This is a genomic window from Streptomyces sp. NPDC033131, from assembly GCF_055578365.1.
This window is the reverse complement of the sequence record NZ_JBVIPA010000006.1, coordinates 1-24466: the sequence shown is the minus strand read 5'-3', so window position 1 is coordinate 24466 and position 24466 is coordinate 1. Positions and strand designations below refer to the sequence as shown.

Below are 24466 nucleotides of genomic sequence, written 5' to 3'. Positions count from 1 at the left end.
GACCTTATGGAATTAATATGTATGACCTTTCGAGAGTTTCGATGATCAACAATGTTGGAGCGATGGCAGTGCAGCGGGGTAGGGCGGGAACGATCGCGGCGGTGTCCGCACTGGGCCTGACGGCGGTCCTGGGCGGCTGCGGCCTCACCGGCGAGTCCGGCGAGGTGACGCTGAGGCTGGTCGCCGCCGACTACGGCGACAGCACGGCCAACAGCTCCCGGAAGTACTGGGACGCCCTGGTCGAGGAGTACGAGTCGACGCACGACGGCGTGCAGGTCGACGTGAGCGTCCACTCCTGGAACGACGTCGACCGCGAGGTCAGGGAACTGGTCGACGCCGGCAAGGCGCCCGACATGGCGCAGATCGGCGCGTACGCCGACTACGCGGACGCGGACCAGCTCTACAAGGCCGACGACCTCGTCTCCATCCCCGTCCAGGCCGACTGGATCTCCCAGCTGTCCAACGCGGGCGAGGTCAACGGCGTCCAGTACGGGCTGCCGTTCGCCGCCTCCACGAGGCTGCTCTTCTACAACAAGACCCTCTTCACCGAGGCCGGCCTCACCCCGCCGACGACCTGGGAGGAGCTCGCCGCGAACGCCGAGGCGCTCAAGGCGGAGGGCGTGAAGTACCCCTACGCGCTGCCCCTCGGGCCGGAGGAGGCGCAGGCCGAGACCATGCAGTGGCTGCTCGGCGGCGGTGGCGGTTACACCGACACGCTCGGCACGTACAGCATCGACTCCTCGGAGAACGTCGACACCTTCACCTGGCTCAAGGACGACCTCGTCGGCAAGGGGCTGACCGGGCCGGTCGCCCCCGGCAGGCTCAACCGGGCCGACGCGTTCGCCGCGTTCGCGAACGGGGACGTCGGCATGCTCAACGGGCACCCCTCGCTGATGAAGATGGCCGAGAGGAAGGGCGTGAAGTTCGGCATGGTGCCGATGCCCGGCGAGGACGGCCAGAACAAGATCTCCATGGGGGTCGCCGACTGGATGACCGCCTTCAAGAAGAACGGGCACGCCGAGCAGATCGGCGACTTCCTCGACTTCGTCTACAGCGAGAAGAACGTCCTCGCCTTCTCCCGGGAGTACGACCTGCTCCCGGTCACCAACTCCGCGTCCGAGGTCATGAGCGCGGCGAAGCAGGACGCCGACCTCAAGCCGTTCCTGGACGAGCTGCCGCTGTCCGAGACGTATCCGGTGGGGGAGACGTCCTGGGCGCGGGTCAGCGCGGCCGTGAAGAGGGGCATCGGGCAGGCCGTCGCGTCGGGCGGGAGCCCGGCCGCCGTGCTGAGCCGCCTGCAGACGACGGCCGCCCAGGCGCAGGCCGCGCGGTAGGCGACTGCCGGTGCCGGCGGCTCGCGGTGGGCCACTGTCAGTGCCGGCGGCTAGCGTGCGGGCATGGACGAGGAGCAGCGGCTGGACCGCCGGGAGCGGGAGATCCTCGCGCTGGAACGACGGGGCTTCAGCGGACCCGGCGTGAAGGAGCGGGCGATACGGGAGGAGCTGGGGCTGGCGCCGGTGCGCTACTACCAGCTGCTGAACGCGCTGCTGGACGATGCGCGGGCGCTGGCGTTCGACCCGGTGACGGTGAACAGGTTGCGGCGGGTACGGGACGCGAGACGGGCGGAGCGGTAGGGGCGCCGCCCCTGTCGGCCCCGTCCCAGGGGGTGGGGAAGCGCCGGTAAGGTCGACTCATGGACGTCACTGACCCTCTGCCGACACCTGCGACGCCCGCAGGGCGGGACGGGCTCGACACCCTCCTCGCTCAACCCGGGCGCGCGGTCGTCGCCGTCGACTTCGACGGCACCCTCGCACCGATCGTGGCGGATCCGGAGCAGGCCCGGGCCCACCCGGACGCCGTACCCGCGCTGGCCGCGCTCGCTCCGAAGGTCGGCGCCGTCGCCGTGGTCACCGGGCGTCCGGCCGCGGTGGCCGTTCGGCACGGCGGCTTCGCCGGGGTGCCCGGTCTCGAACACCTCGTCGTCCTCGGGCACTACGGCGCCGAGCGCTGGGACGCCCGTACCGGGACCGTCAGCGCACCCGCCCCGCACCCCGGTGTCGCCGCCGTCCGGGCGGAGCTGCCGGGAGTACTCGACGAGGCCGGTGTCCGGGAAGGGGCGTGGGTCGAGGAGAAGGGGCGCGCGGTCGCCGTGCACACTCGCCGGGCCGCCGATCCGCAGGCCGCCTTCGAGGCCCTGCGCATCCCTCTCACCGAGCTGGCCGCCCGCCACGGACTGATCGTCGAGCCCGGCCGACTCGTCCTCGAACTCCGCCCGCCGGGCATGGACAAGGGCGTCGCCCTCCGGGAGTACGTCCGGGAGATCGACGCCACGTCGGTCCTCTACGCCGGCGACGACCTCGGCGACCTCCCCGCCTTCGCCGCCGTGGACGAACTCCGCTCCGACGGCACACCCGGCCTGCTCGTCTGCAGCGGCAGCGACGAGGTCACCGAGCTGCGGAAGCGGGCGGACGTGGTCGTCGACGGCCCGGAAGGGGTCGTAGGAGTGCTGAGGGCTCTCGCGGAGCGGATCGGCCGGCCCTAGCCCAGGCGGCGCAGCGCATCCAGCTGGTCCAGGAACCATCGCGCCGGCGGCAGGGCGGTCGCCGCCGCGGTGAGCCGCTTCGTCCGCTCGGCGCGTTCGCCCGTCGGCATGGTCAGCGCCCGGTGCAGCGCGTCCGCCGTGCCGACCACGTCGTACGGATTGACGGCGATCGCGTCCTCGCCCAGCTCCTCGAACGCCCCCGCCTCCCGGGACAGCACCAGCACGCATCCCTCGTCGGAGACCAGCGGCACCTCCTTGGCGACGAGGTTCATGCCGTCCCGGATGGGGTTGACGAGGGCCACGTCGGCGAGACGGTACGCGGCCAGGGAGCGCGCGAAGTCGTCCTTGAGGTGCAGCAGGACCGGGGTCCAGCCCGGCGTGCCGTACTCCGTGTTGATCTCGTCCGCCAGCCGCTGCACCTCCGCCATGTAGGTGCGGTACACGGCGAGGTCCTGGCGGGACGGGTACGCGAACGCCACGTGCACCACCCGCTCACGCCACTCCGGGTGGTCGACGAGCAGCTGCCGGTAGGCGAGCAGGCCGCGCACGATGTTCTTGGACAGCTCGGTGCGGTCGACGCGGACGATGGCGCGGCGGCCCTCGCCGATCTCCGCCCGCAGGGCCGTCATGCGCTCCTCGACGTCCGTCTCGTGCGACCGCTCGCGCAGGAAGTCCGCGTCCGCGCCCAGTCCGTGCACGCCGATTTGGGTGTCGCCGAGGCCCCCGGCGAACTCCGTACAGCACGCGGTGAAGGCGTCCGCCCAGCGGCGGGTGAGGAAGCCGAGCCGGTCCGCGCCGAGCATGCCGCGCAGGATCTGCCCGGCGATGTCGTCCGGCAGCATCCGGAAGTACTCCGGCGGCGCCCACGGCGTGTGGGAGAAGTGGCCGATCCGCAGGTCCGGGCGCAGCTCGCGGAGCATGCCCGGGACCAGGGTGAGGTGGTAGTCCTGTACGACGACCGCGGCCCCCTGGGCGGCGTGCTCGGCCAGCGCCTCGGCGAACGCGCGGTTGTACGTCTCGTACGACGCCCACTGCCGCCGGAACTCCGCGTCGAAGACCGGCTCCAGCGGGGTCTGGTACAGCATGTGGTGGACGAACCACAGCACGGAGTTGGCGATGCCGTTGTACGCGTCGGCGTGCACGTCGGCGGGGATGTCGAGCATGTGGACGCCCGGCTCGCCGACGCCGCGCCGCACCGCCTCGCGGTCGCCGTCGCTCAGCGCCGAGCACACCCACAGGGCGCCCGCGTCGGGTCCGATGGCGGACAGACCCGAGACCAGCCCGCCGCCACCCCTTTTGGCGTGGAGCGAGCCGTCCGCACCGTCCGGGCGTACCTCGTACGAAACCGGGCCGCGGTTGGACGCGACAAGTACCTCAGCATGGTGCGTGGAAGCCATACGCCTCAACTTAGCCTGGCCCGGAAACACTCAAACGTTCGGGCGGCTCCGAGGGCCGTAAACGGCCCTGCACGGCTCTGTACGGCCCTCGGAGGCCGGGACACGCCCGGTCAGGCGACCTTTCGATGCGCGTACTCCGCGATCTCCACCATCGGCGGCCGCTCCTCCGTGTCCACGGAGTAGGTACGCGGCTCGAAGCCGTCCTCACCCCGTTCGAACTGGGTGAGGGAGGGCCGGACGAGGTGCCCGCGGGCCAGCCGCAGCTGGGCCGTGCGGTAGATCGCGGCGGACATCCGGCCCAGCGCCTGGCCGTCCTGGTGGCGGTGCTTGCGCACCCCCACGTCGACCTGGGCCAGTGCGTCGAGGCCCACCAGGTGCAGGGAGTCGATCAGCATGCCCAGCTCCACGCCGTAGCCCACCGGGAAGGGGAGCTGTTCCAGGAGCGAGCGGCGGGCCGCGTACTCGCCGCCGAGCGGCTGGACGAAACCGGCCAGCTGCGGCCAGTGCATGTTCAGCAGCGGGCGGGCCATCAGTTCCGTGACCCGGCCGCCCTGGCCGGCCGTCCTGCCGGAGGCGGGCGAATCCAACTCAGTGCCGAGGGGACGGTCGTACATCCCCTTGACCAGCTGGACCCCGGGTTCGGTGAGCAGCGGCCCCACGATCCCGGAGACGAAGTCGGAGGAGAACTCCTTCAGGTCGGCGTCGATGAAGCAGATGATGTCGCCGTTGGTGGCCAGGAGCGAGCGCCAGAGCACTTCGCCCTTGCCGGGGGCGATCGGGATGCGGGGGAGTATGTCGTCGCGGTGGACGACCCGGGCCCCCGCGGCGGCTGCCACCTCGGAGGTGCGGTCGGTCGACCCCGAATCGACGACGACGATCTCGTCGACGAGCGGGACCTGTTGCATGAGGTCGTGACGGATCACGGCGACGATGTCACCGACCGTCTCTTCCTCGTTGAGCGCGGGCAGTACGACACTTACCGACTGTCGCGTGGCGCGTTTCGCGGCCAGGATCTTGTGGAGCGGGCGATCGGTCTTCGACCAGGAGCGAGTGCTCAGCCAACGCTCGACCTCATTCAGCACGGTGCGCGGCTCCTCTGCGTTCTCTCGGCGAGCGGGTGATCCATGCTCCCTTGGGAGAACATGTGATCCATCTCGCGGTTCGGACGGCTATCTCAACTGTCCTGGCCTTCGGTTACAGTCTTGGACAACGCTGATGACCATCGCATGTCGGGGTCCGCGTTCCGTTTCAACGATCAACAACTACATACCGCTCATCCAGAGGGGCAGAGGGATACGGCCCGATGAAGCCCCGGCAACCCTCCAGTCGGTTCTCGTCACCAGCGAGGCTCCCGACTAGGGAAGGTGCCAAATCCGTCTCACGGCGAAGTGCGTCGTGAGGAAGATGAGGAGAAAGGGCCTCGCCTCCATGGCTGTGCAGACTGATGCAAGCACCACGAACACCGTAGACCTCGGCCCCGCCGCAGCGCTGAGCTGCCGCGAGTGCGGTCACCGCGTGCCCCTCGGCCCGGTCTTCGCCTGCGAGGAGTGTTTCGGCCCGCTCGAGATCGCCTACGACTTCTCCGCGTACGACACGGAGGAACTCCGCAAGCGGATCGAGGCGGGACCCGCGAACATCTGGCGCTACGCGCCGCTGCTGCCGGTCCCGGCCGACGTGGCGGACAAGCCCAACATCAACCCCGGCTGGACCAAGCTCGTCCAGGCCGACAACCTCGGCCGCGAGCTGGGCGTCGACGCCGGCAAGCTCTTCGTCAAGGACGACTCCGGCAACCCGACGCACTCCTTCAAGGACCGCGTCGTCGCCCAGGCCATCGAGGCCGCCCGCGCCTTCCACTTCACCACCCTCTCCTGCTCCTCCACGGGCAACCTGGCCGGTGCCGTCGGCGCCGCCGCCGCCCGCGCGGGCTTCCGCTCCTGCGTGTTCATCCCGCACGACCTGGAGCAGGGCAAGATCGTCATGGCCGCCGTCTACGGCGGCGAGCTCGTCGGCATCGAGGGCAACTACGACGACGTGAACCGCTTCTGCTCCGAGCTGATCGGCGACCCGGCCGGCGAGGGCTGGGGCTTCGTCAACGTCAATCTGCGGCCGTACTACGCCGAGGGCTCCAAGACCCTCGCGTACGAGATCTGCGAGCAGCTCGGCTGGCGGCTCCCGGACCAGCTGGTCGTCCCGATCGCCTCCGGCTCGCAGCTCACGAAGATCGACAAGGGCCTGCAGGAGCTGATCAAGCTCGGGCTCGTCGAGGACAAGCCGTACAAGATCTTCGGTGCGCAGGCCGAGGGCTGCTCGCCGGTGTCCGTCGCCTACAAGGCCGGGCACGACGTCGTCCGCCCGCAGAAGCCGGACACCATCGCCAAGTCGCTCGCCATCGGCAACCCGGCGGACGGGCCGTACGTGCTCGACATCGCGCGGCGTACGGGCGGTGCGGTGGAGGATGTGAACGACGAGCAGATCGTGGACGCGATCAAGCTCCTCGCCCGCACGGAGGGCATCTTCGCGGAGACCGCCGGGGGCGTGACCGTGGGTGTGACCCGCAAGCTGATCGAGAGTGGTCTCCTCGACCCGACGAAGACCACGGTCGTGCTGAACACGGGTGACGGTCTCAAGACGCTGGACGCGGTCGCGGGGACGGGGCTGACCGCGACCATTCGTCCGAACCTGGAGTCGTTCCGCGAGGCCGGCCTCGTCTAGCCGTTTTCGTCTGCGGGCCGGTGGGGGCTGGTCGCGCAGTTCCCCGCGCCCCTGAGGGCGATCACCTGACCGGAGGTCATAAGAATGAGCGTCACCGTCCGCATCCCCACCATCCTGCGCACCTACACCGGTGGCAAGGCCGAGGTCGCCGCCGAGGGGGCCACCCTCGCCGAGGTCATCACCGACCTGGAGAAGAACCACACGGGCATCGCCGCCCGGGTGCTCGACGACCAGGGCAAGCTGCGCCGGTTCGTCAATGTGTACGTCAACGACGACGACGTCCGCTTCGAGCAGGGCCTGGAGACCGCGACCCCGGACGGCGCCGGTGTCTCGATCATTCCGGCCGTCGCCGGCGGCTGATTATTACCGTCGGTAACGCAGGTTACCGAGAGTTTCGTTGAATTGCCCCCTCCGCGAGAGAAGCGGAGGGGGCAATTCAATGTGGTTGAGCGCGGTACAGTTGGGGAACGCGATGCCGATCCCCGGGTCGGAAGCCCTTGATTTCCCCCTTGCGCCCGATAAGAAGTAGCCAAAGTGTGTGCTTCTTTCGCGGCTTTTGTGCTTTTTGTGGGGCCCGACTTGCCCCGAATTCGGGTGAATTCTCACCACATTCCGGACCGTGCGCGTCCAGAATTCTCGTCCGATTGACCTGTTGCAGAGGGCAGTTGGACAGATACATTCGGCCGCGGTCGACGCGTTCCGGCGCACGCCCCCAACCATGTGGGGGGTGAGGTCTGACCCGGATCCGCGAAGTGTGGATCTGTGCAAGGGCCAGTAATAGGGGAGTTAGGCATGGCTCAGGGCACCGTCAAGTGGTTCAACGCGGAGAAGGGGTACGGCTTCATCGCGGTCGACGGTGGTGCGGATGTTTTCGTCCACTACAGCGCGATTCAGATGGACGGCTACCGCACCCTGGAGGAAGGCCAGCGGGTCGATTTTGAGATCTCGCAGGGCCAGAAAGGGCCGCAGGCGGACATGGTCCGACTGGCGACCGGCTGAAGCACGCGCCGACTGACAGCGACGTTCTTCTGTTCTTCGGAGGGCTCGTATCCCATGGGGAGTCATGGGTTACGAGCCCTTCGGCATGTCCGGAACAGGTCGCCGCGGCGCGGACCGTTCCCCGGCGGGCGCTTGCGCCCACCCGTCGCCCGACCGCCACCCCTCAACGAGCCCGCTTCGCGGGCGCTTGCACTCTCGAGGGGCGAGTGCTAATCATTGGCGTTAGCACTCTGAAGGTGAGAGTGACAACGAGGACCGGGTCGGTGAGGCCCGCAGGCCAAGTGGGGCAAGGAACCACGAGGCAGGCAGGCCGTCCGTCGCGGGCGCCAGCGCGGTCCGGAGAAATCCACCCCCTGTCCGGGAGGACCACTTCACATGGCCAAGATCATCGCGTTCGACGAGGAGGCACGGCGCGGTCTCGAGCGCGGGATGAACCAGCTCGCCGACGCCGTCAAGGTCACCCTTGGCCCCAAGGGCCGCAACGTCGTCCTCGAGAAGAAGTGGGGCGCGCCCACGATCACCAACGATGGTGTTTCCATCGCCAAGGAGATCGAGCTCGAGGACCCGTACGAGAAGATCGGCGCCGAGCTGGTCAAGGAAGTCGCCAAGAAGACGGACGACGTCGCCGGCGACGGAACGACCACGGCGACCGTGCTCGCCCAGGCGCTCGTGCGCGAGGGTCTGCGCAACGTAGCCGCCGGCGCCAACCCGATGGCCCTCAAGCGCGGTATCGAGAAGGCCGTCGAGGCCGTCTCCGGTGCCCTGCTCGAGCAGGCCAAGGATGTCGAGACCAAGGAGCAGATCGCCTCCACGGCCTCCATCTCCGCCGCCGACACCCAGATCGGCGAGCTCATCGCCGAGGCGATGGACAAGGTCGGCAAGGAAGGCGTCATCACCGTCGAGGAGTCCCAGACCTTCGGTCTCGAGCTTGAGCTCACCGAGGGTATGCGCTTCGACAAGGGCTACATCTCGGCGTACTTCGCGACCGACATGGAGCGTATGGAGGCGTCGCTCGACGACCCGTACATCCTGATCGCCAACTCCAAGATCGGCTCCGTCAAGGACCTGCTCCCGCTCCTGGAGAAGGTCATGCAGTCGGGCAAGCCGCTGCTGATCATCGCCGAGGACGTCGAGGGCGAGGCCCTGTCGACCCTGGTCGTCAACAAGATCCGTGGCACCTTCAAGTCCGTCGCCGTCAAGGCCCCGGGCTTCGGTGACCGCCGCAAGGCGATGCTGAACGACATCGCCATCCTCACCGGCGGCGAGGTCATCTCCGAGGAGGTCGGCCTCAAGCTGGAGAACACCTCCATCGACCTCCTGGGCCGTGCCCGCAAGGTCGTCATCACCAAGGACGAGACCACCATCGTCGACGGTGCCGGCTCCTCCGAGCAGGTTCAGGGCCGGGTCAACCAGATCCGCGCCGAGATCGAGAACAGCGACTCCGACTACGACCGCGAGAAGCTCCAGGAGCGCCTGGCGAAGCTCGCGGGCGGCGTGGCCGTCATCAAGGCCGGTGCCGCGACCGAGGTCGAGCTCAAGGAGCGCAAGCACCGCATCGAGGACGCCGTTCGCAACGCGAAGGCGGCCGTCGAGGAGGGCATCGTCGCCGGTGGTGGCGTGGCCCTCATCCAGGCCTCCTCGGTCTTCGAGAAGCTGGACCTCGAGGGTGACGAGCTGACCGGCGCCAACGCCGTGAAGCTGGCCCTGGAGGCCCCGCTCAAGCAGATCGCCGTCAACGGTGGCCTCGAGGGTGGCGTCATCGTCGAGAAGGTGCGCAACCTGCCCGTCGGCCACGGCCTGAACGCCGCGACCGGTGAGTACGTCGACATGATCGCCGAAGGCATCATCGACCCGGCGAAGGTGACGCGCTCTGCCCTGCAGAACGCCGCCTCCATCGCCGCGCTGTTCCTCACCACCGAGGCCGTCATCGCCGACAAGCCGGAGAAGGCGGGCGCTGCCCCGGCCGGCGGCGGCATGCCGGGCGGTGACATGGACTTCTGATCCTCCCGAGGATCGCGAGTTCATCGCTGTACGACGCCGAGGGCGGTACTCCCTGGAGACAGGGGGTGCCGCCCTCGGGCGTGTCCGGGATCACAACCCAGGCGGAATGCGGCGACCGGTGGGCCGGTTGAAACCTGCGTACCGTATATGCGCGTGCACATACCGTCTGGTCTTATTGGAGCCCTCACGTGACCGCCACCACCACCGAGTCCACCTCCCGCGCGGCCCGCATCCTCTCCCGGCCGACCGCGATCAACGGCCTGACCGTCCCGAACCGCATCGCGATGGCGCCCATGACCCGCGCGTTCTCCCCGGGCGGCATCCCCGGCGCGGACGTGGCGTCGTACTACGCGCGCCGCGCCGCCGCGGGCGTCGGCCTCATCGTCACCGAGGGCACCTACGTCGGCCACGAGTCGGCGGGGCAGAGCGACAGCATCCCGCGCTTCCACGGCGAGGAGCAGCTCGCGGGCTGGACGAAGGTGGCGGCGGACGTGCACGCGGCGGGCGGCACCATCGTGCCGCAGCTGTGGCACATCGGCATGGTGCGCGAGCAGGGCCAGCCGCCCTACGCCGACGCCCCCGCCGTCGGCCCCTCCGGCCTGCGCCTCGGCGCCGACGAGCCCACCGGCAAGGCGATGACCCAGCGCGACCTGGACGACGTCATCGGCGCGTTCGCCGAGGCCGCCGCGGCCGCCGAGCGCATCGGCTTCGACGGCGTGGAGATCCACGGCGCCCACGGCTACCTCGTCGACCAGTTCCTGTGGGCCGGCACCAACCGCCGCACCGACGCCTACGGCGGCGACCCGGTGGCCCGCGCCAGGTTCGCCGAGGAGCTCGTGGCGGCGGTCCGCGAGACCGTCTCGGCCGACTTCCCGGTCATCTTCCGCTACTCCCAGTGGAAGCAGGAGGCCTACCGCGCCCGCCTCGCCGAGACCCCCGAGGAGTTGGAGGCGGTCCTCGCCCCGCTCGCCGCGGCCGGCGTCGACGCCTTCCACGCCTCCACCCGCCGCTACTGGCTGCCCGAGTTCGACGGCTCGGACCTCAACCTGGCCGGCTGGACCAGGAAGCTCACCGGCAAGCCCGTCATCACCGTCGGCTCGGTCGGCCTCGACGGCGACTTCCTCAAGGGCTTCCAGGGCGAGGGCGCCCCGGTCAAGGGCATCGACGACCTGCTCGACCGGCTGGAGGCCGAGGAGTTCGACCTGATCGCCGTGGGCCGCGCCCTGCTCCAGGACCCGGAGTGGGCGGCGAAGGTGCTCTCCGACCGCTTCGACGAGCTGCAGCCGTACGACGCGGCGGCGCTGGCGACCCTGTCCTGACCGGTGCGCGATCGCTTGTCCTGAGTCATGGCCAAAGGCAATGATTCAGTAAGGCAACGATCGCGAGGAGTGCGCCGACGATGACGACGACCGAGCCCCGAGACCCCACCACGACCGACTCCGCCCCGCCTGTGGTCCGTACCGAAGGCGGGGTGGTGCGCGGGCGCCGGGAGGGGGCGCTGACCGTCTTCCGCGGTATCCCGTTCGCCGCCCCGCCGGTCGGTGAGGCCCGTTTCCAGGCGCCGCGCCCGGCCCCGGCGTGGGACGGCATACGCGACGCGTACGCCTTCGGCCCGCCGCCCCCACAGGAGGCGGCCTTCCTCGGCCGGGGCGGCGCGGGCCTGGACGTGCCCCTGGGCGACGACTGGCTGACGGTCAACGTCTGGACGCCCGACCCGGACCCGGCCGCCCACCGCCCGGTCATGGTGTGGATCTACGGCGGTGCCTACAAGCTCGGCCACGCCGGCAGCCCCGGCTACGACGCCCGGCACATCGCGCACGACGGCGACGTCGTGGTCGTCAGCCTGAACTACCGCGTAGGCATCGAGGGTTTCGCCCACCTCGACGGGGCGCCCGCCAACCGCGGCCTGCTCGACCAGGTCGCCGCGCTCCAGTGGGTACGGGACAACATCACGGCGTTCGGCGGCGACCCCGGCCAGGTGACCGTCTTCGGCGAGTCGGCCGGCGCCGGATCGGTGGCGGCGCTGCTGGCCATGCCGAGCGCGTCCGGCCTGTTCCGGCGGGCCATCGCCCAGAGCGTGCCCGGCACGTACTTCTCCGACGCCCTGGCCCGTGACATCGCGACGGCGATCGCGCAGGAGGCGGGCCTGCGGCCGACGGCTGCGGACCTGTCGAGCATGGACCCGCGCACACTCCCCTCCGCGGGCGAGGCGCTGGGCGGGAAGATGATGCAGTACCTGGACAGGTGGGGCCGGGCCGCCCCGACGCTCACCCCCTTCTCTCCCGTCGTCGACGGCGAGGTGCTGCCGGTCACGCCCTGGCAGGCGCTGGCGGCCGGGGCGGGCCGGGACGTGGAGCTCGTCGTCGGCCACAACCGGGACGAGTTCCGGCTGTTCCTGGCGATGGGCGGGCAGCTGGGGAACATCACGGAGGAGCAGGCCCGGTGGGCACTGCGGCTGTTCGCGCCGGGGGAGGCGGGGGAGACGGGGGAGGACGGTTACCGCGCGGCCTTCCCCGACGCCTCACCGGGTGAGCTGTTCGAACGCGTCCAGACCGACTGGCTCTTCGGCATGCCCAGCCACCACCTGGCCGAGGCCCAGCTCGCGGGCGGCGGCCGCGCCCACGTCTACGAACTGACCTGGACGGCGCCGGGCGGCGGGGGCGCGCTGGGTGCCTGCCACGCGCTGGACATCCCGCTGCTCTTCGGCACGTTCACCGCCGATGTCGGCCTCATGCTGTTCCCCGGCGGCGAGGTCCCGCCGGAGGCCGAGGCGCTGTCGTACCGCTTCCGGGAGTCCTGGACGGCGTTCGCGAGGACGGGCGACCCGGGCTGGCCGGCGTACGGCACCGAGGAGCGGCTGGTGCAGGTGCTGGACGCGGAGCCGCAGGTGCGGGCCTATCCGGAGGAGGCGTCGAGGCGGCTGTGGGAGGGGTACGAGTTCCCGCCGATGCCGCTGCTGGGCTGAGACCGGGGCCGGGGGCTTCTACAGGTTCCCGAGCGGCTCGATGTCGACGCGGACCGGGGTGCCCCACACCCGCAGCACCTCGTAGTCGGTGAACTCGTGCACGAGCCGGTAGGCCATGGCCGCCCGGGGGCCGCGCCGCTGGGCGGCGAGATAGAGCTCGGCCTCGTGCCGGTCCCGGCGCGGGGTCCCGCACAGCTGCCACGCCTGTCCGTTCCACAGCTCCGGCAGCCAGCGCTGCTGGGGCTGCGGCCGGTCCTCGCGCACGCCGTACCGGGAGGGCGTGGGGTCGCTCGTGTGCGGTTGCGCGGAGGGCCCGTTGTACTCGGAGCGGCGGGCCGCGCGGCGCCGGGTCTCGCAGAGCAGGCAGAGATCGTGGGCGTTCTCGTCGACGGGCCCGTTGGGGTGCTCGGGGCATCGCGTGGAGGGCACGGCCCCGGTGACGCTGTCCGCCAGCAGGTCCAGGGCGCGCTTGAGGTCCGCCTTGACCTCGTGCAGCCGGGTGTCGGGGGTGTCACCGGTGAGGGCCTCGCCGTGCTCTCCGAGGAGACGCAGGGCTCGGCCCAGGGCGGTGAGCTGGGCGTGATTCATCAGTCCGCGTAGTCCTTGAGTTTTTCGGTGTCGAGGGTGATACCGACGGGGGAGGGCAGCTCGACCGTGTCTCCCCAAGGGTAGGAGACGGACTGCTGGTAGCGGCCGTCCTTGGGCTCGCTGAAGACGGTGACCGTGTTGTTGTCGCGGTCGATCAGGAGGTAGACGGGGATGTCGGCTTCCGCGTAGCCGATGGGCTTGTCGATGCGGTCGCGCTGGTTGGTGTCGCGGTCACGGGAGGTGATCTCGACGGCCATGAGAGAGCCGTCGGGGTCGGACCACTCGCCGTCGCCACGGAAGTGGCCCACCGGCACGAGAGTCCCGTCCGTTCGAGCGCGGCCCTTGCGGTACGCCTCCGCTTTGACGCCTGACTCAGGCACGAGGTCCAGGTCAGGGCGGTGCCGCATGCATTGACGCAGCAGCCACATGAAGATCGAGCGGTGGTTGCCGTCCGGCACAGCCTTGACCTCTACCTTTCCATTGATGTACTCCAGCCGCACCGTCTCGGGAGCCACCGCAGCAAGCTCCTCGAACTCGTCCACGTCGAGGCGGCCGTGCCGGATACACAGCCGCCCTCCCAGAAACTCCAACCTGTTCCGGATCTCCCTCGGAGCCCTGCGAACGAGTTCGTCGAAGTCTTCGACATCCATCTGCGGGCGGTCGGTCGTGTCTGGGGTCATGGCGTCGCCTCCTTCCGTCCATCGTGCCCCGAGCTGGTGGCGTCGGACCGTAGGAGCCGTCATGTGGGTGCCTTCTCTCGGCGTCGCTGGGACATCGCGGTGCGGATCTCGGCCGCGCGGGCGTGGATCGCGGGTGCGGGCAGGGGGGCACTGGATTGGGCAGGGGCGCGTTCGCCCCGGCACACGCTGCATCGGCCACCCGGCAACGCCTCCGGGCGGCCCGGGGTGCCGCACTTGGCGCACTCCAGGATGCGGAGGGGTGGGCGCGGGGCCGGTGCGGGCTCGGGCGGGAGCTTCGTGGTCAGGCGCCTGCGGACGAGGGCGGCCGGGTGGTGGACCGGGGTGGGCAGGCCGGCGGTCAGGGCGTGGCGTACGGCAGTGTCGGTGGCGCCGCGGGCGTACCACTCGGTCACCAGGGGAGCGAGGGCCGCGCAGTCGGCGGCGGAGAGGGAGAGCGCGGGGGTCTCGCGACCGAGGGCCGCGAGGAGGATGTAGGCGCGGGAGCGGGTCGGCGGGGACGGCCGGGATTCTTCCGGCACGTCACCTCGTGCGAAGGCCGCCCACCAGTCGTCGTCGCGGGCGGTACGGGACCACCACGATCGAGTGATCCAACGGGAGCCGGAGGACTCGACGGTCAGATGTTCGCGTCCCCGCCGCAAGTGCCCCGCCTGCTGGAGGCGGTTGAGGGCCGTGCGGAGCGCGCACTGTCCGTACGGCAGCACCTTGGCCAGCGTCTTTACGGAGATGTCGGCGCCGTCGGGGAGCCGGTCGAGGTACGCGGCGATGGCGGCTTCGCGGGGCGGGAGATGGGCGAAGTCGGTCGCGGTGCGGGGGCGTTGGCCGGGGGTGGAGCGTTTTCCGTAGCCCGGATTGGCCATCGGGTGGGAGAGGGCGTGCGCGGGCAGGAGGGCAGCACTAAGCTGGGCATCAGCCATGGGGATCGAACTTGTCCTTCGATCTCGTAGGTCAAGCCCCCGCAGGTGTTGCTAGCACCTGGCGGGGGCTGTTCGTTATCTGGGCACGCTAGACGATCGTGACTCTGCGTGGCAAGCCGAACGCGTCAAGTCAACACGCGGGGTGGGAGGGCGGGTTGAGGCCCTCCACCCATTCCTCAGAAAGAGGGCTCGGAGCTGGAGGCTTGAGCTTCGGGGCCGGTCAGCCCATGCTCTTCGCGCCGTCCAGGGACTCGCGGATGATGTCGGCGTGGCCCGCGTGCTGGGCGGTCTCGGCCGCGATGTGCAGCAGCACCCTGCGGGCCGACCATCGAGCTCCGGGCTTGTTCCACGGAGCCTTGGGCAGCGGGTGGGTGGCGTTCAGGTCGGGCAGGGTCGTGACGAGCTCGTCGGTCCGGCGGGCCGTCTCGTCGTAGTTGGCCAGCACACCGGCCAGCGTCTCGCCGGGCAGCATCCGGAACTCGTCGGCCCGCCGGGCGAAGTCGGCCTCGGTCATGGCGGTGAAGTCGGGCATCGCCGACGGGCCGTTGAGGATGAACTCCGCCCAGTGCCGCTCCACCGACGTCACGTGTTTGATCAGACCGCCCAGGCACAGCTCGCTGTCGGTGGTCCGCTGTCCGGCCTGTTCGTCGGTGAGTTCGCGGGTGGTGAAGCGCAGGAAGTGCCGGCTGTGGGCCAGGGCTTCCAGCAGGTCGGTGCGCTCGTCGGTGGTGATGATGGCGTGTGTGGTGTCGGTCATGGGGTCACGCTAGGAGTCAAAGAGGTCAGATCCTGACCTCGATGACCGCCTCGACGAATGCCGACCAGGTCTGCGCCCGGAACACGAGCTTCGGGCCGTGGGGCTGCTTGGAGTCGCGGACGGGGACGAGGGCGGGGTGGCCGTCGGCGACTTCGAGGCAGTCGTCGCCGGTACCGCCGCTGTACGTCGACTTGCGCCAGGTCTCAGGGGTGTTCCTCATGGGCGTAATCCTGCGCCATCGCCTCGATCACGGCCAGAGACTTCTCGCGTGGGAGCGCTGAGGACGTGAGGAGTTCGTAGTAGAGCCTGTAGCGCGCGACGCTCGCGGGGTCGTCCTCCAGCCGTCCCGTGTCGACTCCTTCGAGGTAGATCAGCGGAGGGGCGTCCTCGAAGTCCATCAGCTTGATGGAACCCTGCATCGCTGGGTGGGCTCCCGCGTCGAACGGTAGTACTTGCACGATGACGCGGTTCTGGCGGACCAGGCTGACGATGTGGCGCAGGGCCTCTGCCATCACCTCTGCCCCGCCCGTGGCTCTGCGCAACGCGGCTTCGTCAATCACTGCCCACAACAACGGCCTTGTTGGATCACCGAGGATGCGGGTTCGTTCCATCCGGGCCGTCACCAGTTCCTCGATCGCCTCTTCAGTCGCTGTTGGCTGGTAGGCGCGGCAGACGGCACGTGCGTATGCGGGTGTCTGAAGTAGTCCGGGGATCAGCATTGACGCGTACTGCCTGATCGCCACAGCCCTGGACTCGGCCTCTGCGGCTTCTGCGAAGTGCTCCCGGTATTTGGACTTCGCCGACACCCCGCAGTTCCGCTGGAAGAAGTCCGCAGTCCCCAGCACCTCGTCCAGCAACTGGGCGTACTCCGGCTGCATCCGCCGCGTCCCCGCCTCCAACTGCCCGACGAACGTCCCGCTCACGAACAGCCGTTGGCCCATCTGCTCCTGGCTCAGTCCGGCCTTCTCACGCGCGTGCCGCAATTCCGCGCCCAGCAGCGCGCGCGGTGATGAGGACGGGTCGAGATCGTTCGGTCCCGGCATGTGCGGCTCCCGGTTGAACAGACGAGGTTGTTGGGATGTCCCGTATAGCCAGGCTAGGGATACGGCGGCCACGCTGTGTTGCGAATCATCAACTCTGTGTGGAGGGAGAAGGCCGTGCGGTCGACCGAAGAAGTGGTGACGTCCCTGAAGGAGGCCCTCGTGGGCGTCGGCATCGTCCTGCCGTCCCTGCGCGTCGATCCCGTGACCGGCGCGAGCGACGAGCCCTTCGCCCTGGTCGAGCTCGGGCGCTGCAACGTCCGTACCGCCGAGCGGCTGGCCTCCGTCCTGCGCGGGGAGCGGCCGGCGATCGGTACGCATGCCGTGGACGTGCGGGACGGGCGGCTCGGGGAGGTCATGGGGCACGTGGGTGGCAATGTGCAGCTCCGGCCGGTCGCCGGTGGGCGGGAGTGGGACTGTCCGCCGGAGTCGACGGGGCCCGCGCCGCAGGAGGAGGTGCTGCGGGCGCGGGTGCGCAGGGTCAACGCGGAGGGGCGGCTGCCCTGTTGAGGCGGTCGTACTGGTCCCGGGTCAGCCGGATGTCCGCCGCCGTCACGTTCTCCTCCAGGTGGCCGATGCTCGCCGTCCCCGGAATCGGCACCAGCACCGGCGAGTGGGCGAGCAGCCAGGCCAGGGCGACCTGGGTCGGGGTCGCCTCCAGCTCCGATGCGACCGCCGTGATCTCGGGGTCCTTTTCCGCCGCGCCCGGCGCCACGGGCCGCCACGGCAGGAACGCGATGCCCGCCGCCTCGCACGCCTTGAGTACCTGCTCGTACTCGCGGTCGAGCAGGTTGTAGCGGTTCTGGACGCTCGCGATGTCGACGATCGAGCGGGCCTCGGCCAGCTCCGCGACCGTCACCTCGGACAGGCCGATCCGGCCGATCTTGCCCTCCGAGCGGAGTTCGCCCAGCGCTCCCAGCTGGTCGGCGAGCGGGGTGTCCGGGTCGATGCGGTGGAGTTGGAGGAGTTCGATGCGCTCCGTGCGCAGGCGGCGCAGGGCTTCGTCCACCTGGGTGCGGAGGGAGGCCGGGCGGGCGTCGTAGGACCAGTCGCCCGACTCCGTTCGTACGACGCCGACCTTGGTGGTGACGAGGAGGCCGGCGGGGTTGGGGTGCAGCGCCTCGGCGACCAGTTCCTCGTTGGCTCCCCAGCCGTACAGGTGGGCCGTGTCGATGAGGGTGACGCCCAGTTCGACCGCCCGTCGGAGCAGCGCGACGGACGCGGCGCGTGCGTCCGCCGGCTCGGTCGGCAGCCGCATCGCGCCGAATCCGAGCCGCCGTACCTCCAGGTCCGAGCCGATACGGAACGTGGTCGTGGGCTTCATCTCGGGTCCTCCCCCTGGTCGAACACCCAAGCTAGTGCTGTGACCGCGTAGGTTCGCCGTGTTGGTGGTCGGGGGCGGTTGGATGTGCGGTGACGTCCGATCCGACCGCTGGAGGCGCGGTGGCCGAGCCTGTCCGTGTGCGCAGACTGACCGACCAGGAAGGGCAGCGGCTGCAGCAGATCGTACGCCGCGGCAGTACGAGTTTAGGCATCCGCTGGGGCGGACGCCCCCTCAAAACGGCGGCGTGAACAACTGGGCGAACCTATGCGGTCGCGGCACGATTACCGGATGCCAGGTCACGGCTGCTGGAATGCGACCTCAGGATGCGTGGCCTTGGGACCATCGAGGAGTGGCTGCGATATGCCCCGCAGGTGGAGGTCAAAGAAGGCTGAAACGTAGTCGCGGGTTATGTACCACCCGCGTTCTCCGGACAGCGGTATGGCAGGGTCCGACAGGCCCAACTGCACGGCCAGATACGGCAGGTCCGTGAAGGAGAAGTGTTCAGCGCCGACCACGGTCAGCCAGCGTTTCCAGCCGTTCAGATGTTTCCACGCCTCAGGCCAGTCGGTTGGCCGGCTGCTGGGGCTGTGCGTGGACTCGGCGCCGAGCATCATGAACGGGCGCCCGCCGAGCCCGGCGGCAGCAGGGAGCACAAGGAAGTTACCGTCCAGGTCAACCCCCGCCCGCACACGACGGTCGGCGGTCATGGTTGCCGCCGCGGTTGCACCCCCGATCGAATGCCCGCCGATTCCGATCCGGCTCGGGTCGATCACATGCGACAGCGCCCCGGCCTGTCGGCCCTTGGTCAACTCGCTGATCACGAAGGACATGTCTTTGACCCGGCCGTGCACGACGGCCGCCCGCTCCTCCTGAGTCTCGACCCGTTGACAGGCCACACAGGTCAGCGTCCGGCCTCCAGGGAAGGCCGTGCCGACGGATTCGTATGCGTGGTCCACCGAGGCGACGACGTAGCCGCGACTCGCGAGATCGTCGGCGATCGAGGTGAGGGTGGTGCGCGGCATCGAGAAGCCCGGGGAGAGCAGCACCATGGGGAAACGCCCTGGCGCCGGACGAGCGCCCACGTGCGCATGGGTACGTGCCCCGGCAACCGTTTCGTGGGGCACGACGCCGTCGAGTCCTCTCGCCGCCAAGAGGAGCTGCGCCTCCTCGTCTGTCATGTATGTCGCCGGTAATCCACTCGCCGAACGTGCTGGGTAGGACACCGTCACCATCAGCTCCCGGTTACCGGCCGTCGGTACCCATGGGTCGGTGCGGTGCCGGTCGACCAAGTGCAGGGTGCGGCGGCCCACGGGGTACGGACCGGTGGGGGGCGGTAGTTCTAACCGGCTGCTGTACGGGACTTGGGGCGCAATCTGCGCGGCGTTGACGGACACGGCCGGTGCGGCGCTCAAAAGCGGCGCTGATAGGGCCAGGGTGAGCAGAGTGGCCACAGCGGCTCTGCGTTGTCTGGGGATCATGCAGTCGACGCTAGGCCCTGACTCTCTGCAACTCGTCCGGCTCCAGGGGTACTTGGTCGTACCCCTGTCGGCGGATCCCGTCAGACTCCGGTATCACACAGATGTGGGCGGGCGGTCTACACCTTGGAGACGAGCCGGTGGCGACGTCACCGCCCATTCAACCGCCACGACCGCCAACCCGGTGAACCTATGCGGTCACAGCACTAGCAAGCCCCGTTGGCGTATCAGCGGGCCGCCGCCAACGCGACGCGCAGGTGCCCCTCCGACTCCGCCAGGAGGCGGGCGGCCGTCGGGCCGTCGACGTCGGCGAGGAGGGTCAGGATGGCGTTCTTCACCTCGCCGTCGGTGGCGGCGAGAGCCCGCTCGATCTCGTCGTCCCGGGCGCCGGTGGCGAGGGCGACGATGCGGCGGGAGCGGGCGCGCAGCTTCTCGTTCGAGGCGCGTACGTCGACCATGAGGTTCCCGTACGTCTTGCCCAGGCGGATCATCGTGATCGTCGACAGCATGTTGAGGACGAGCTTCTGGGCCGTGCCCGCCTTCAGGCGGGTGGACCCGGTGAGCAGTTCGGGGCCGACGACGATCTCGATGCCGTGCTCGGCTGCCGCCGCGAGCGCGCTGTTCGCGTTGCAGGCCAGGCCGATGGTCAACGCGCCCTGCTGCCGGGCGTGTTCCACCGCGCCGATGGCGTACGGGGTACGGCCGGAGGCGGAGACGCCGACCACGGTGTCGGCGGCGGTCAGGGCGAGGGCGTCGAGGTCGGCGCGGGCCAGCTCCGCCGAGTCCTCGGCCCCTTCGACGGAGGTGACCACGGCCTCCCGGCCGCCCGCGATCAGCCCGACGACCTGCTCGGGCTCGGTGTTGAAGGTCGGCGGACACTCGGACGCGTCCAGCACCCCGAGCCGTCCTGCGGTACCGGCGCCCGCGTAGACCAGCCGTCCGCCCCGCCTCATCCGCTCGGCCACGGCGTCGATCGCGGCGGCGATCTGAGGCAGCCGCCGCGCCACCGCGTCCGGCACGAAGGCGTCCTCGCCGTTCATGAGACGGGCGATGTCGAGGGTGGGCAGCCGGTCGATGTCGGCGAGCTCGGGGCGGAAGGCCTCGGTGGTGAGGGCCTCCAACTGGGCCTGGAGGTCACGGGGGTCGGAGGTGGAGGTCATGGGGTGATGGCTCTTTTCCACTGCGCTGTTCCACTTCGGTCTGACGGTCGGCCCCGCGGTCTACCGCCGGTGCCGGTGCCGGTGCGCGAGCGCCTCGTACGAGGCCGCCAGCGCCGGCGCCGCCGTCTCGTACGTCTGCTGCGCCACCCCCACCAGCAGACAGTCCACCACCAGCAACTGGCTGGTCCGCGACGACATGGCCGCCGGCCTCAGTTCACTCTCGCGAGCCGTGGACGTGGTCAGCACATGATCGGCGTACTGCGTGACGGGACCGTCGGGCCGGCCGGTGATCGCCACCGTCGTCGCCCCGTGCTCGAAGGCGACCCGGAGCGGCTCGATGACGTCACCGGTCGAGCCCGAGTGCGTGATCGCTATCGCCACGTCCCCCGCCCGCAGTTGCACGGCGTTGGTGACGGCGAGGTGCGGATCGCTGTGGGCGTGGGCTATCAGCCCTATGCGCAACAGCTTCTGGGTGAGGTCCTGGGCGACCAGCCCGCTCGCACCCACCCCGTACACGTCCGTCCGCCGTGCCCCCGCCAGCGCGGACACTGCCGCCCCGAGCTGCACGGTGTCGAGGCCGGCCGCCGTGTCGGCGAGGGTCTGCTGTTCGTCGCAGGCGAGTTTCGCCACCACGTCGGCGAGGGGGTCGTCCACCGCGATGTCCGTGGTGATCGCGGGCGCGCGGCCGGACTGCTGCTGGGCGGCGAGGCCGGCGAGGGCGAGGCGCAGATCGCGGTAGCCGGGGTAGCCCAGGACGCGGGCGGTGCGCACGACCGTCGCCTCGCTGGTGCCGGTGCGTTCGGCGAGACCGGTGACCGTGAGGGCGGCGCAGCCGGCCGGGTCGTGCGCGACGGCCTCCGCGACGCGCTGCATGGAGCGGGTCATCGAGGGGGCGAGGGTGCGCACCTTCGCGGCGAGACTGTTGCCGAAAATTTCCTTCACGTCCCGGGTCACACCTGAAAGATATTTTCGGCTCGGTGTGGTGGTCAAGAGTGCGCACAATGGGTGCATGGACCCCATCAGCCCCCTGGAGCAGGCGTTGCACGCGGCGCGCGCCCTCGTGCTCGCCGACCTGGCCGCGGGCGAGGTGGCCGCCGCGGATGTGGTGTCGATGGTCGAGGACTCCGTCGTGCAGCGGCGCTGGTGGGTCGAGCAGTGGCCGGAGGGCGCGGGCTTCGTGTCCGGGCTGATCGCCCAGGACGTACAGGACTCGCTCCTTGACCGGTACGGCCGCTGGCCGCTGTGCCCGGTGTGCGGCACCGGCGACCCGCACGCCCTGGAGGTCGAGCCGGACCTCGGTCCCGACCCGCACTGGGTGTGCCACAAGGCGGGCGTGAAGGTGGCCGCGGTGGGGGCGCTCGGGTCGGCCACCGGCGGGACGCCGCCCTCATGACCGTGTACATCGACCCGCCCACCTGGTCGGGCCACGGGCGTCTGTGGTCCCACCTCGTCAGCGACGTCTCGTACGACGAACTGCACACGTTCGCCGAGAAGTTGGGCGTGCCCTCGCGGGCCTTCGAGCGGGACCACTACGACATCCCGTCGGACCGGTACGCCGAGGTGGTGGCCGCGGGGGCGGTGGAGGTCAGCAGCCGCGAGGTGGTGCGGCTGCTGCACGGGGCCGGGCTGCGGAGGCGGAAGGGGCGGGATCAGCCGCGCAGTTCGTAGGCGAAGTGCTCGTCGTCGCCGGCCTCGCCGCTCACCTGGGTGAACCCGGCTCGCGAGATCACCCCCTGGGACGGCAGGTTGTCCCGCTCGATCACCGCGAACAGCACCCGCACCTCCGGGCGGGCCAGCGCCCACCGCGACAGCGCGCGCAGCGCCTCCGTGGCATAGCCGTTGCCGCGGGCGGACTCGGCGAGGTCGTAGCCGATCTCGACGCGGCCCTCCTCGTCCGGCGGCCCGTGGAAGCCCATCGCGCCGACCGCCAGGCCGTCCTCGCGCCGGACGAGCGCGAACATCCCCCACTCCGGCCGGTGCACGCCCGCCTCGTACGCCGTCACCAACAGCCCGGCACCGTCCCGGGTCCCCTGGATCGGTCCGTCCGCGACCCACGCGATCCCGCCCTCACCGCCCAGGCTCAGGTTGGCCGCGGCGGCGGGGGTGACGCCCTGCATGATGAGCCGGTCGGAGTGGATGCGAATCGGGGCGTCGCCCACGGAGGGTGATCCTTCCTGCGGAGGTCCGGGCCTGTGACGCTACTCCGGCCGGGCTCACCCCGTCAGCAGTTCCAGCTCGGCGGCGAGGTTGTAGCGGGCCGTCGCCTCCCACTCCGCCTGCCCGTACGGCGTCCTGAACAGCCTGGGCAGGTCGAGGAGTTGCCGCAGGACCGCGGCCCGTCCCGCGCGGAAGGCGTCGGACGGGACGAAGCCGTACTCCTCCCGGACGGCGGCCGTGTACGCGGCGTACGCCGACGGCGGCGCGGCGAGGATCGCGAGGTCGGCGTCGCACAGGACCTGTCCGTCCGGGTCGTCGTCGGCCGGGTCGTGGGTGGTGGTGAGGCGGACCAGGCGGGCGACCTCGGCGGTCTTCTCCGCCGCGAGCCCCGCCTCGGGCAGGGCGCGTTCGGCGAGGCGGGCCGAGCGCTCCTCGTTCTCGGAGCGGTCGGGGAGGTAGACCGCGTCGTGGAACCAGGCGGCGAGGCGGACGACGTCCGGGTCGGCGGCGTACTTCTCCAGGACGTCGACGTGGTCGAGGACCGCGGTGAGGTGGGTCAGCGTGTGGTAGCGGCGCTGCGGCTCCTGCCAGCGCGCCAGCAGGTTGTCGGCGTACGGCGCCGGGTCGGGGCCGGCGGCCTCGCGGCCCCGGGCTCCTTCCAGGGCGCGGGCGAAACGGGTGCGCAGGGCGTCTGGATCGGCCATGTCTCCATTGTCCCCGGGAGCCGAGGGTGCCCCCTAGCGTGGTGCCCATGACTTCTGCCGACGTACGTGACCCGGACCTGCCCGGCCGACTTCTCACCGCCGAGCGGGACGTCCTCGTCCCGCTGCTGCGGGCCAGGCCCGACGAGGACTACGCCCTGCCGGCCCCCGCGTGCCCGGGCTGGACCGTGCGCGATGTGCTGGCGCACTGTTCGGCCGCGTTGATGCGGGTGGTGGAGAGCAGGTACGACAAGGACGTCTTCTCGCCCGAGTCGAACGACCGGGACATCGCCGAGCGGGCCGACTGGCCGAACGCGCGGATCGTCGACGAGCTGGAGCGCGGGATGACCGAGGCCGGGGCGGTGATCGCCCGCGCGGGCGGGGTGCTGGACGGGATCGCCCTGGGGGAGTGGGTGCACGCCGGCGACGTGCGCGAGGCGCTCGGCGAGCCGGGGGCGTATGCGGGACCGGGGCTGCCGGACGCGCTGGCGCTGCTCGTCCGGATCACCCGGGAGCGCGACCACGTGCCCCTCCAGGCCGACCTCGACGACGTCGACGAGCCGCTGAGGCTGGGCGGTGTCCCCGGGGAGCGGCCGCCGGCACGGTACATCGGCGACGCCGCCACCCTCGTACGGCTGTACGCGGGGCGGTCGGCGGCGGGAGCGGCGTACGAGCTGGCGGGGGCGAAGGAGGAGGAGCTGAACATCTACGGTTGACTTCTTCCCCCGCCTAAAAGGCGGGGGATTCCAGCGGTCGCCCGCCGGGTTTCCTGCTTCACCGACGACCGCCCCGTCCGGGAAGACTCCCGTTGAGGTCTTACACCGTCTCCACAGGCAGACGCCGCCAGCCCGGCGGCCAGGATGTTGCGTGCCGCGTTCACGTCGCGGTCATGTACGGTGCCGCATTCGCACGTCCACTCGCGGACGTTCAGCGGCATCTTCGCCGCGACCGTGCCGCAGGTTCCGCACAGCTTCGAGCTGGGGAACCAGCGGTCGATCACCACGAGTTCGCGCCCGTACCAGGCGCACTTGTA

Annotated in this window: 27 protein-coding genes, 1 pseudogene and 1 riboswitch; of the genes and pseudogenes, 13 read left to right on the top strand and 15 right to left on the bottom strand. The window is 70.4% G+C overall.

The genetic code is table 11. The features are described from left to right. Positions 1-62 precede the first annotated feature (62 nt). The 3 genes from ACZ5XS_RS10380 (at position 63) to otsB (ending at position 2542) form a co-directional block, all read left to right on the top strand. The gene (locus tag ACZ5XS_RS10380; RefSeq protein ID WP_468649731.1) at positions 63-1334 is read left to right on the top strand and encodes an ABC transporter substrate-binding protein; all 1272 of its coding nucleotides are present in this window, start codon (positions 63-65) and stop codon (positions 1332-1334) included. Positions 1335-1397: 63 nt separating this feature from the next. Further along, the gene (locus ACZ5XS_RS10375; RefSeq protein ID WP_468649729.1) at positions 1398-1634 is read left to right on the top strand and encodes a DUF3263 domain-containing protein; all 237 of its coding nucleotides are present in this window, start codon (positions 1398-1400) and stop codon (positions 1632-1634) included. 59 nt (positions 1635-1693) lie between these two features. Next, positions 1694-2542, top strand: a complete 849-nt coding sequence (gene otsB, locus ACZ5XS_RS10370) for a trehalose-phosphatase (RefSeq protein WP_468649727.1) — start codon at positions 1694-1696, stop codon at positions 2540-2542. Here the strand turns inward: otsB and ACZ5XS_RS10365 are convergent. Further along, a complete protein-coding gene (locus ACZ5XS_RS10365; protein ID WP_468649725.1) occupies positions 2539-3939 on the bottom strand; it encodes an alpha,alpha-trehalose-phosphate synthase (UDP-forming) in 1401 nt (466 codons plus the stop codon). The genes otsB and ACZ5XS_RS10365 overlap by 4 nt on opposite strands. A 110-nt stretch (positions 3940-4049) precedes the next feature. Further along, positions 4050-5021, bottom strand: a complete 972-nt coding sequence (locus ACZ5XS_RS10360) for a glucosyl-3-phosphoglycerate synthase (RefSeq protein ID WP_217236960.1) — start codon at positions 5019-5021, stop codon at positions 4050-4052. A 188-nt stretch (positions 5022-5209) separates the two neighbouring features. Further along, a riboswitch (SAM riboswitch) is annotated at positions 5210-5350 on the top strand. 17 nt (positions 5351-5367) lie between these two features. Here ACZ5XS_RS10360 and thrC point away from each other — a divergent pair. The 6 genes from thrC to ACZ5XS_RS10330 all read left to right on the top strand — a co-directional run bounded on the left by thrC (position 5368) and on the right by ACZ5XS_RS10330 (position 12616). After that, entirely contained in the window at positions 5368-6651 is a 1284-nt protein-coding gene (thrC, locus tag ACZ5XS_RS10355) for a threonine synthase (protein ID WP_468649723.1), read from the top strand. Positions 6652-6735: 84 nt separating this feature from the next. Then, positions 6736-7011, top strand: coding sequence for a MoaD/ThiS family protein (locus ACZ5XS_RS10350; RefSeq protein ID WP_053749951.1), 276 nt, complete (start codon positions 6736-6738; stop codon positions 7009-7011). 432 nt (positions 7012-7443) lie between these two features. Then, complete coding sequence (locus ACZ5XS_RS10345; protein WP_007493268.1) at positions 7444-7650, top strand: cold-shock protein; 207 nt, start codon at positions 7444-7446, stop codon at positions 7648-7650. A gap of 375 nt (positions 7651-8025) precedes the next feature. After that, positions 8026-9651: a chaperonin GroEL gene (gene groL, locus ACZ5XS_RS10340; protein WP_053749950.1), complete on the top strand. Its 1626-nt coding sequence runs from the start codon at positions 8026-8028 to the stop codon at positions 9649-9651. A 188-nt stretch (positions 9652-9839) separates the two neighbouring features. Next, positions 9840-10970: an NADH:flavin oxidoreductase gene (locus ACZ5XS_RS10335; protein WP_468649720.1), complete on the top strand. Its 1131-nt coding sequence runs from the start codon at positions 9840-9842 to the stop codon at positions 10968-10970. Positions 10971-11050: 80 nt separating this feature from the next. Beyond that, on the top strand, positions 11051-12616 hold the full coding sequence (locus tag ACZ5XS_RS10330; protein WP_468649718.1) for a carboxylesterase/lipase family protein: 1566 nt from the start codon (positions 11051-11053) through the stop codon (positions 12614-12616). Between the two features lie 18 nt (positions 12617-12634). Here the strand turns inward: ACZ5XS_RS10330 and ACZ5XS_RS10325 are convergent, their stop codons facing one another. The 6 genes from ACZ5XS_RS10325 to ACZ5XS_RS10300 form a co-directional block, all read right to left on the bottom strand. Further along, positions 12635-13204, bottom strand: a complete 570-nt coding sequence (locus ACZ5XS_RS10325; protein ID WP_468649716.1) for a hypothetical protein — start codon at positions 13202-13204, stop codon at positions 12635-12637. Then, complete coding sequence (locus ACZ5XS_RS10320; protein ID WP_468649714.1) at positions 13204-13884, bottom strand: Uma2 family endonuclease; 681 nt, start codon at positions 13882-13884, stop codon at positions 13204-13206. The genes ACZ5XS_RS10325 and ACZ5XS_RS10320 overlap by 1 nt, the downstream gene beginning before the upstream one ends. Positions 13885-13943: 59 nt before the next feature. Beyond that, entirely contained in the window at positions 13944-14819 is an 876-nt protein-coding gene (locus tag ACZ5XS_RS10315; RefSeq protein ID WP_468649712.1) for a hypothetical protein, read from the bottom strand. A 220-nt stretch (positions 14820-15039) separates the two neighbouring features. Next, entirely contained in the window at positions 15040-15576 is a 537-nt protein-coding gene (locus ACZ5XS_RS10310; RefSeq protein ID WP_468649710.1) for a DinB family protein, read from the bottom strand. Positions 15577-15601: 25 nt separating this feature from the next. Beyond that, positions 15602-15796, bottom strand: coding sequence for a DUF397 domain-containing protein (locus tag ACZ5XS_RS10305; RefSeq protein ID WP_468649708.1), 195 nt, complete (start codon positions 15794-15796; stop codon positions 15602-15604). After that, a complete protein-coding gene (locus ACZ5XS_RS10300; RefSeq protein ID WP_468649706.1) occupies positions 15780-16619 on the bottom strand; it encodes a helix-turn-helix domain-containing protein in 840 nt (279 codons plus the stop codon). Before ACZ5XS_RS10300 ends, ACZ5XS_RS10305 begins: the two co-directional genes overlap by 17 nt. A 114-nt stretch (positions 16620-16733) precedes the next feature. Between ACZ5XS_RS10300 and ACZ5XS_RS10295 the strand changes: the two genes are divergently transcribed. Beyond that, positions 16734-17126: a hypothetical protein gene (locus tag ACZ5XS_RS10295; RefSeq protein WP_468649704.1), complete on the top strand. Its 393-nt coding sequence runs from the start codon at positions 16734-16736 to the stop codon at positions 17124-17126. Here ACZ5XS_RS10295 and ACZ5XS_RS10290 read toward each other — a convergent pair. The 4 genes from ACZ5XS_RS10290 to ACZ5XS_RS10275 all read right to left on the bottom strand — a co-directional run bounded on the left by ACZ5XS_RS10290 (position 17098) and on the right by ACZ5XS_RS10275 (position 21529). Continuing rightward, positions 17098-17940, bottom strand: coding sequence for an aldo/keto reductase (locus tag ACZ5XS_RS10290; RefSeq protein WP_468649702.1), 843 nt, complete (start codon positions 17938-17940; stop codon positions 17098-17100). The genes ACZ5XS_RS10295 and ACZ5XS_RS10290 overlap by 29 nt on opposite strands. Before the next feature lie 296 nt (positions 17941-18236). Further along, positions 18237-19418, bottom strand: coding sequence for an alpha/beta hydrolase family protein (locus ACZ5XS_RS10285; protein WP_468649700.1), 1182 nt, complete (start codon positions 19416-19418; stop codon positions 18237-18239). A 224-nt stretch (positions 19419-19642) separates the two neighbouring features. Next, positions 19643-20575 (bottom strand): N-acetylmuramic acid 6-phosphate etherase, encoded by a 933-nt coding sequence (murQ, locus tag ACZ5XS_RS10280; protein WP_468649698.1) that lies wholly within the window; start codon positions 20573-20575, stop codon positions 19643-19645. A gap of 60 nt (positions 20576-20635) precedes the next feature. After that, positions 20636-21529: a MurR/RpiR family transcriptional regulator gene (locus ACZ5XS_RS10275; protein ID WP_468649696.1), complete on the bottom strand. Its 894-nt coding sequence runs from the start codon at positions 21527-21529 to the stop codon at positions 20636-20638. A 55-nt stretch (positions 21530-21584) separates the two neighbouring features. Between ACZ5XS_RS10275 and ACZ5XS_RS10270 the strand changes: the two genes are divergently transcribed. Together ACZ5XS_RS10270 and ACZ5XS_RS10265 are read left to right on the top strand one after the other, a co-directional pair. Continuing rightward, positions 21585-21968, top strand: a complete 384-nt coding sequence (locus tag ACZ5XS_RS10270; RefSeq protein WP_468649694.1) for a hypothetical protein — start codon at positions 21585-21587, stop codon at positions 21966-21968. Next, positions 21965-22243, top strand: coding sequence for a DUF4031 domain-containing protein (locus ACZ5XS_RS10265; RefSeq protein WP_468649693.1), 279 nt, complete (start codon positions 21965-21967; stop codon positions 22241-22243). Before ACZ5XS_RS10270 ends, ACZ5XS_RS10265 begins: the two co-directional genes overlap by 4 nt. Here ACZ5XS_RS10265 and ACZ5XS_RS10260 read toward each other — a convergent pair. Continuing rightward, positions 22225-22713: pseudogene (locus tag ACZ5XS_RS10260) on the bottom strand (GNAT family N-acetyltransferase); the annotation flags it as partial. The gene ACZ5XS_RS10265 and the pseudogene ACZ5XS_RS10260 sit on opposite strands and share 19 nt — an antisense overlap. Before the next feature lie 75 nt (positions 22714-22788). Continuing rightward, positions 22789-23436, bottom strand: coding sequence for an HD domain-containing protein (locus tag ACZ5XS_RS10255; protein WP_468649691.1), 648 nt, complete (start codon positions 23434-23436; stop codon positions 22789-22791). 47 nt (positions 23437-23483) lie between these two features. Here ACZ5XS_RS10255 and ACZ5XS_RS10250 point away from each other — a divergent pair, with 47 nt between their 5' ends. Beyond that, positions 23484-24149: a maleylpyruvate isomerase family mycothiol-dependent enzyme gene (locus ACZ5XS_RS10250; RefSeq protein ID WP_468649689.1), complete on the top strand. Its 666-nt coding sequence runs from the start codon at positions 23484-23486 to the stop codon at positions 24147-24149. Here the strand turns inward: ACZ5XS_RS10250 and ACZ5XS_RS10245 are convergent. Further along, on the bottom strand, positions 24140-24466 hold a 327-nt coding region (locus ACZ5XS_RS10245; protein ID WP_468649687.1), incomplete at its 5' end, for a zinc ribbon domain-containing protein. The two genes, ACZ5XS_RS10250 and ACZ5XS_RS10245, sit on opposite strands and share 10 nt — an antisense overlap.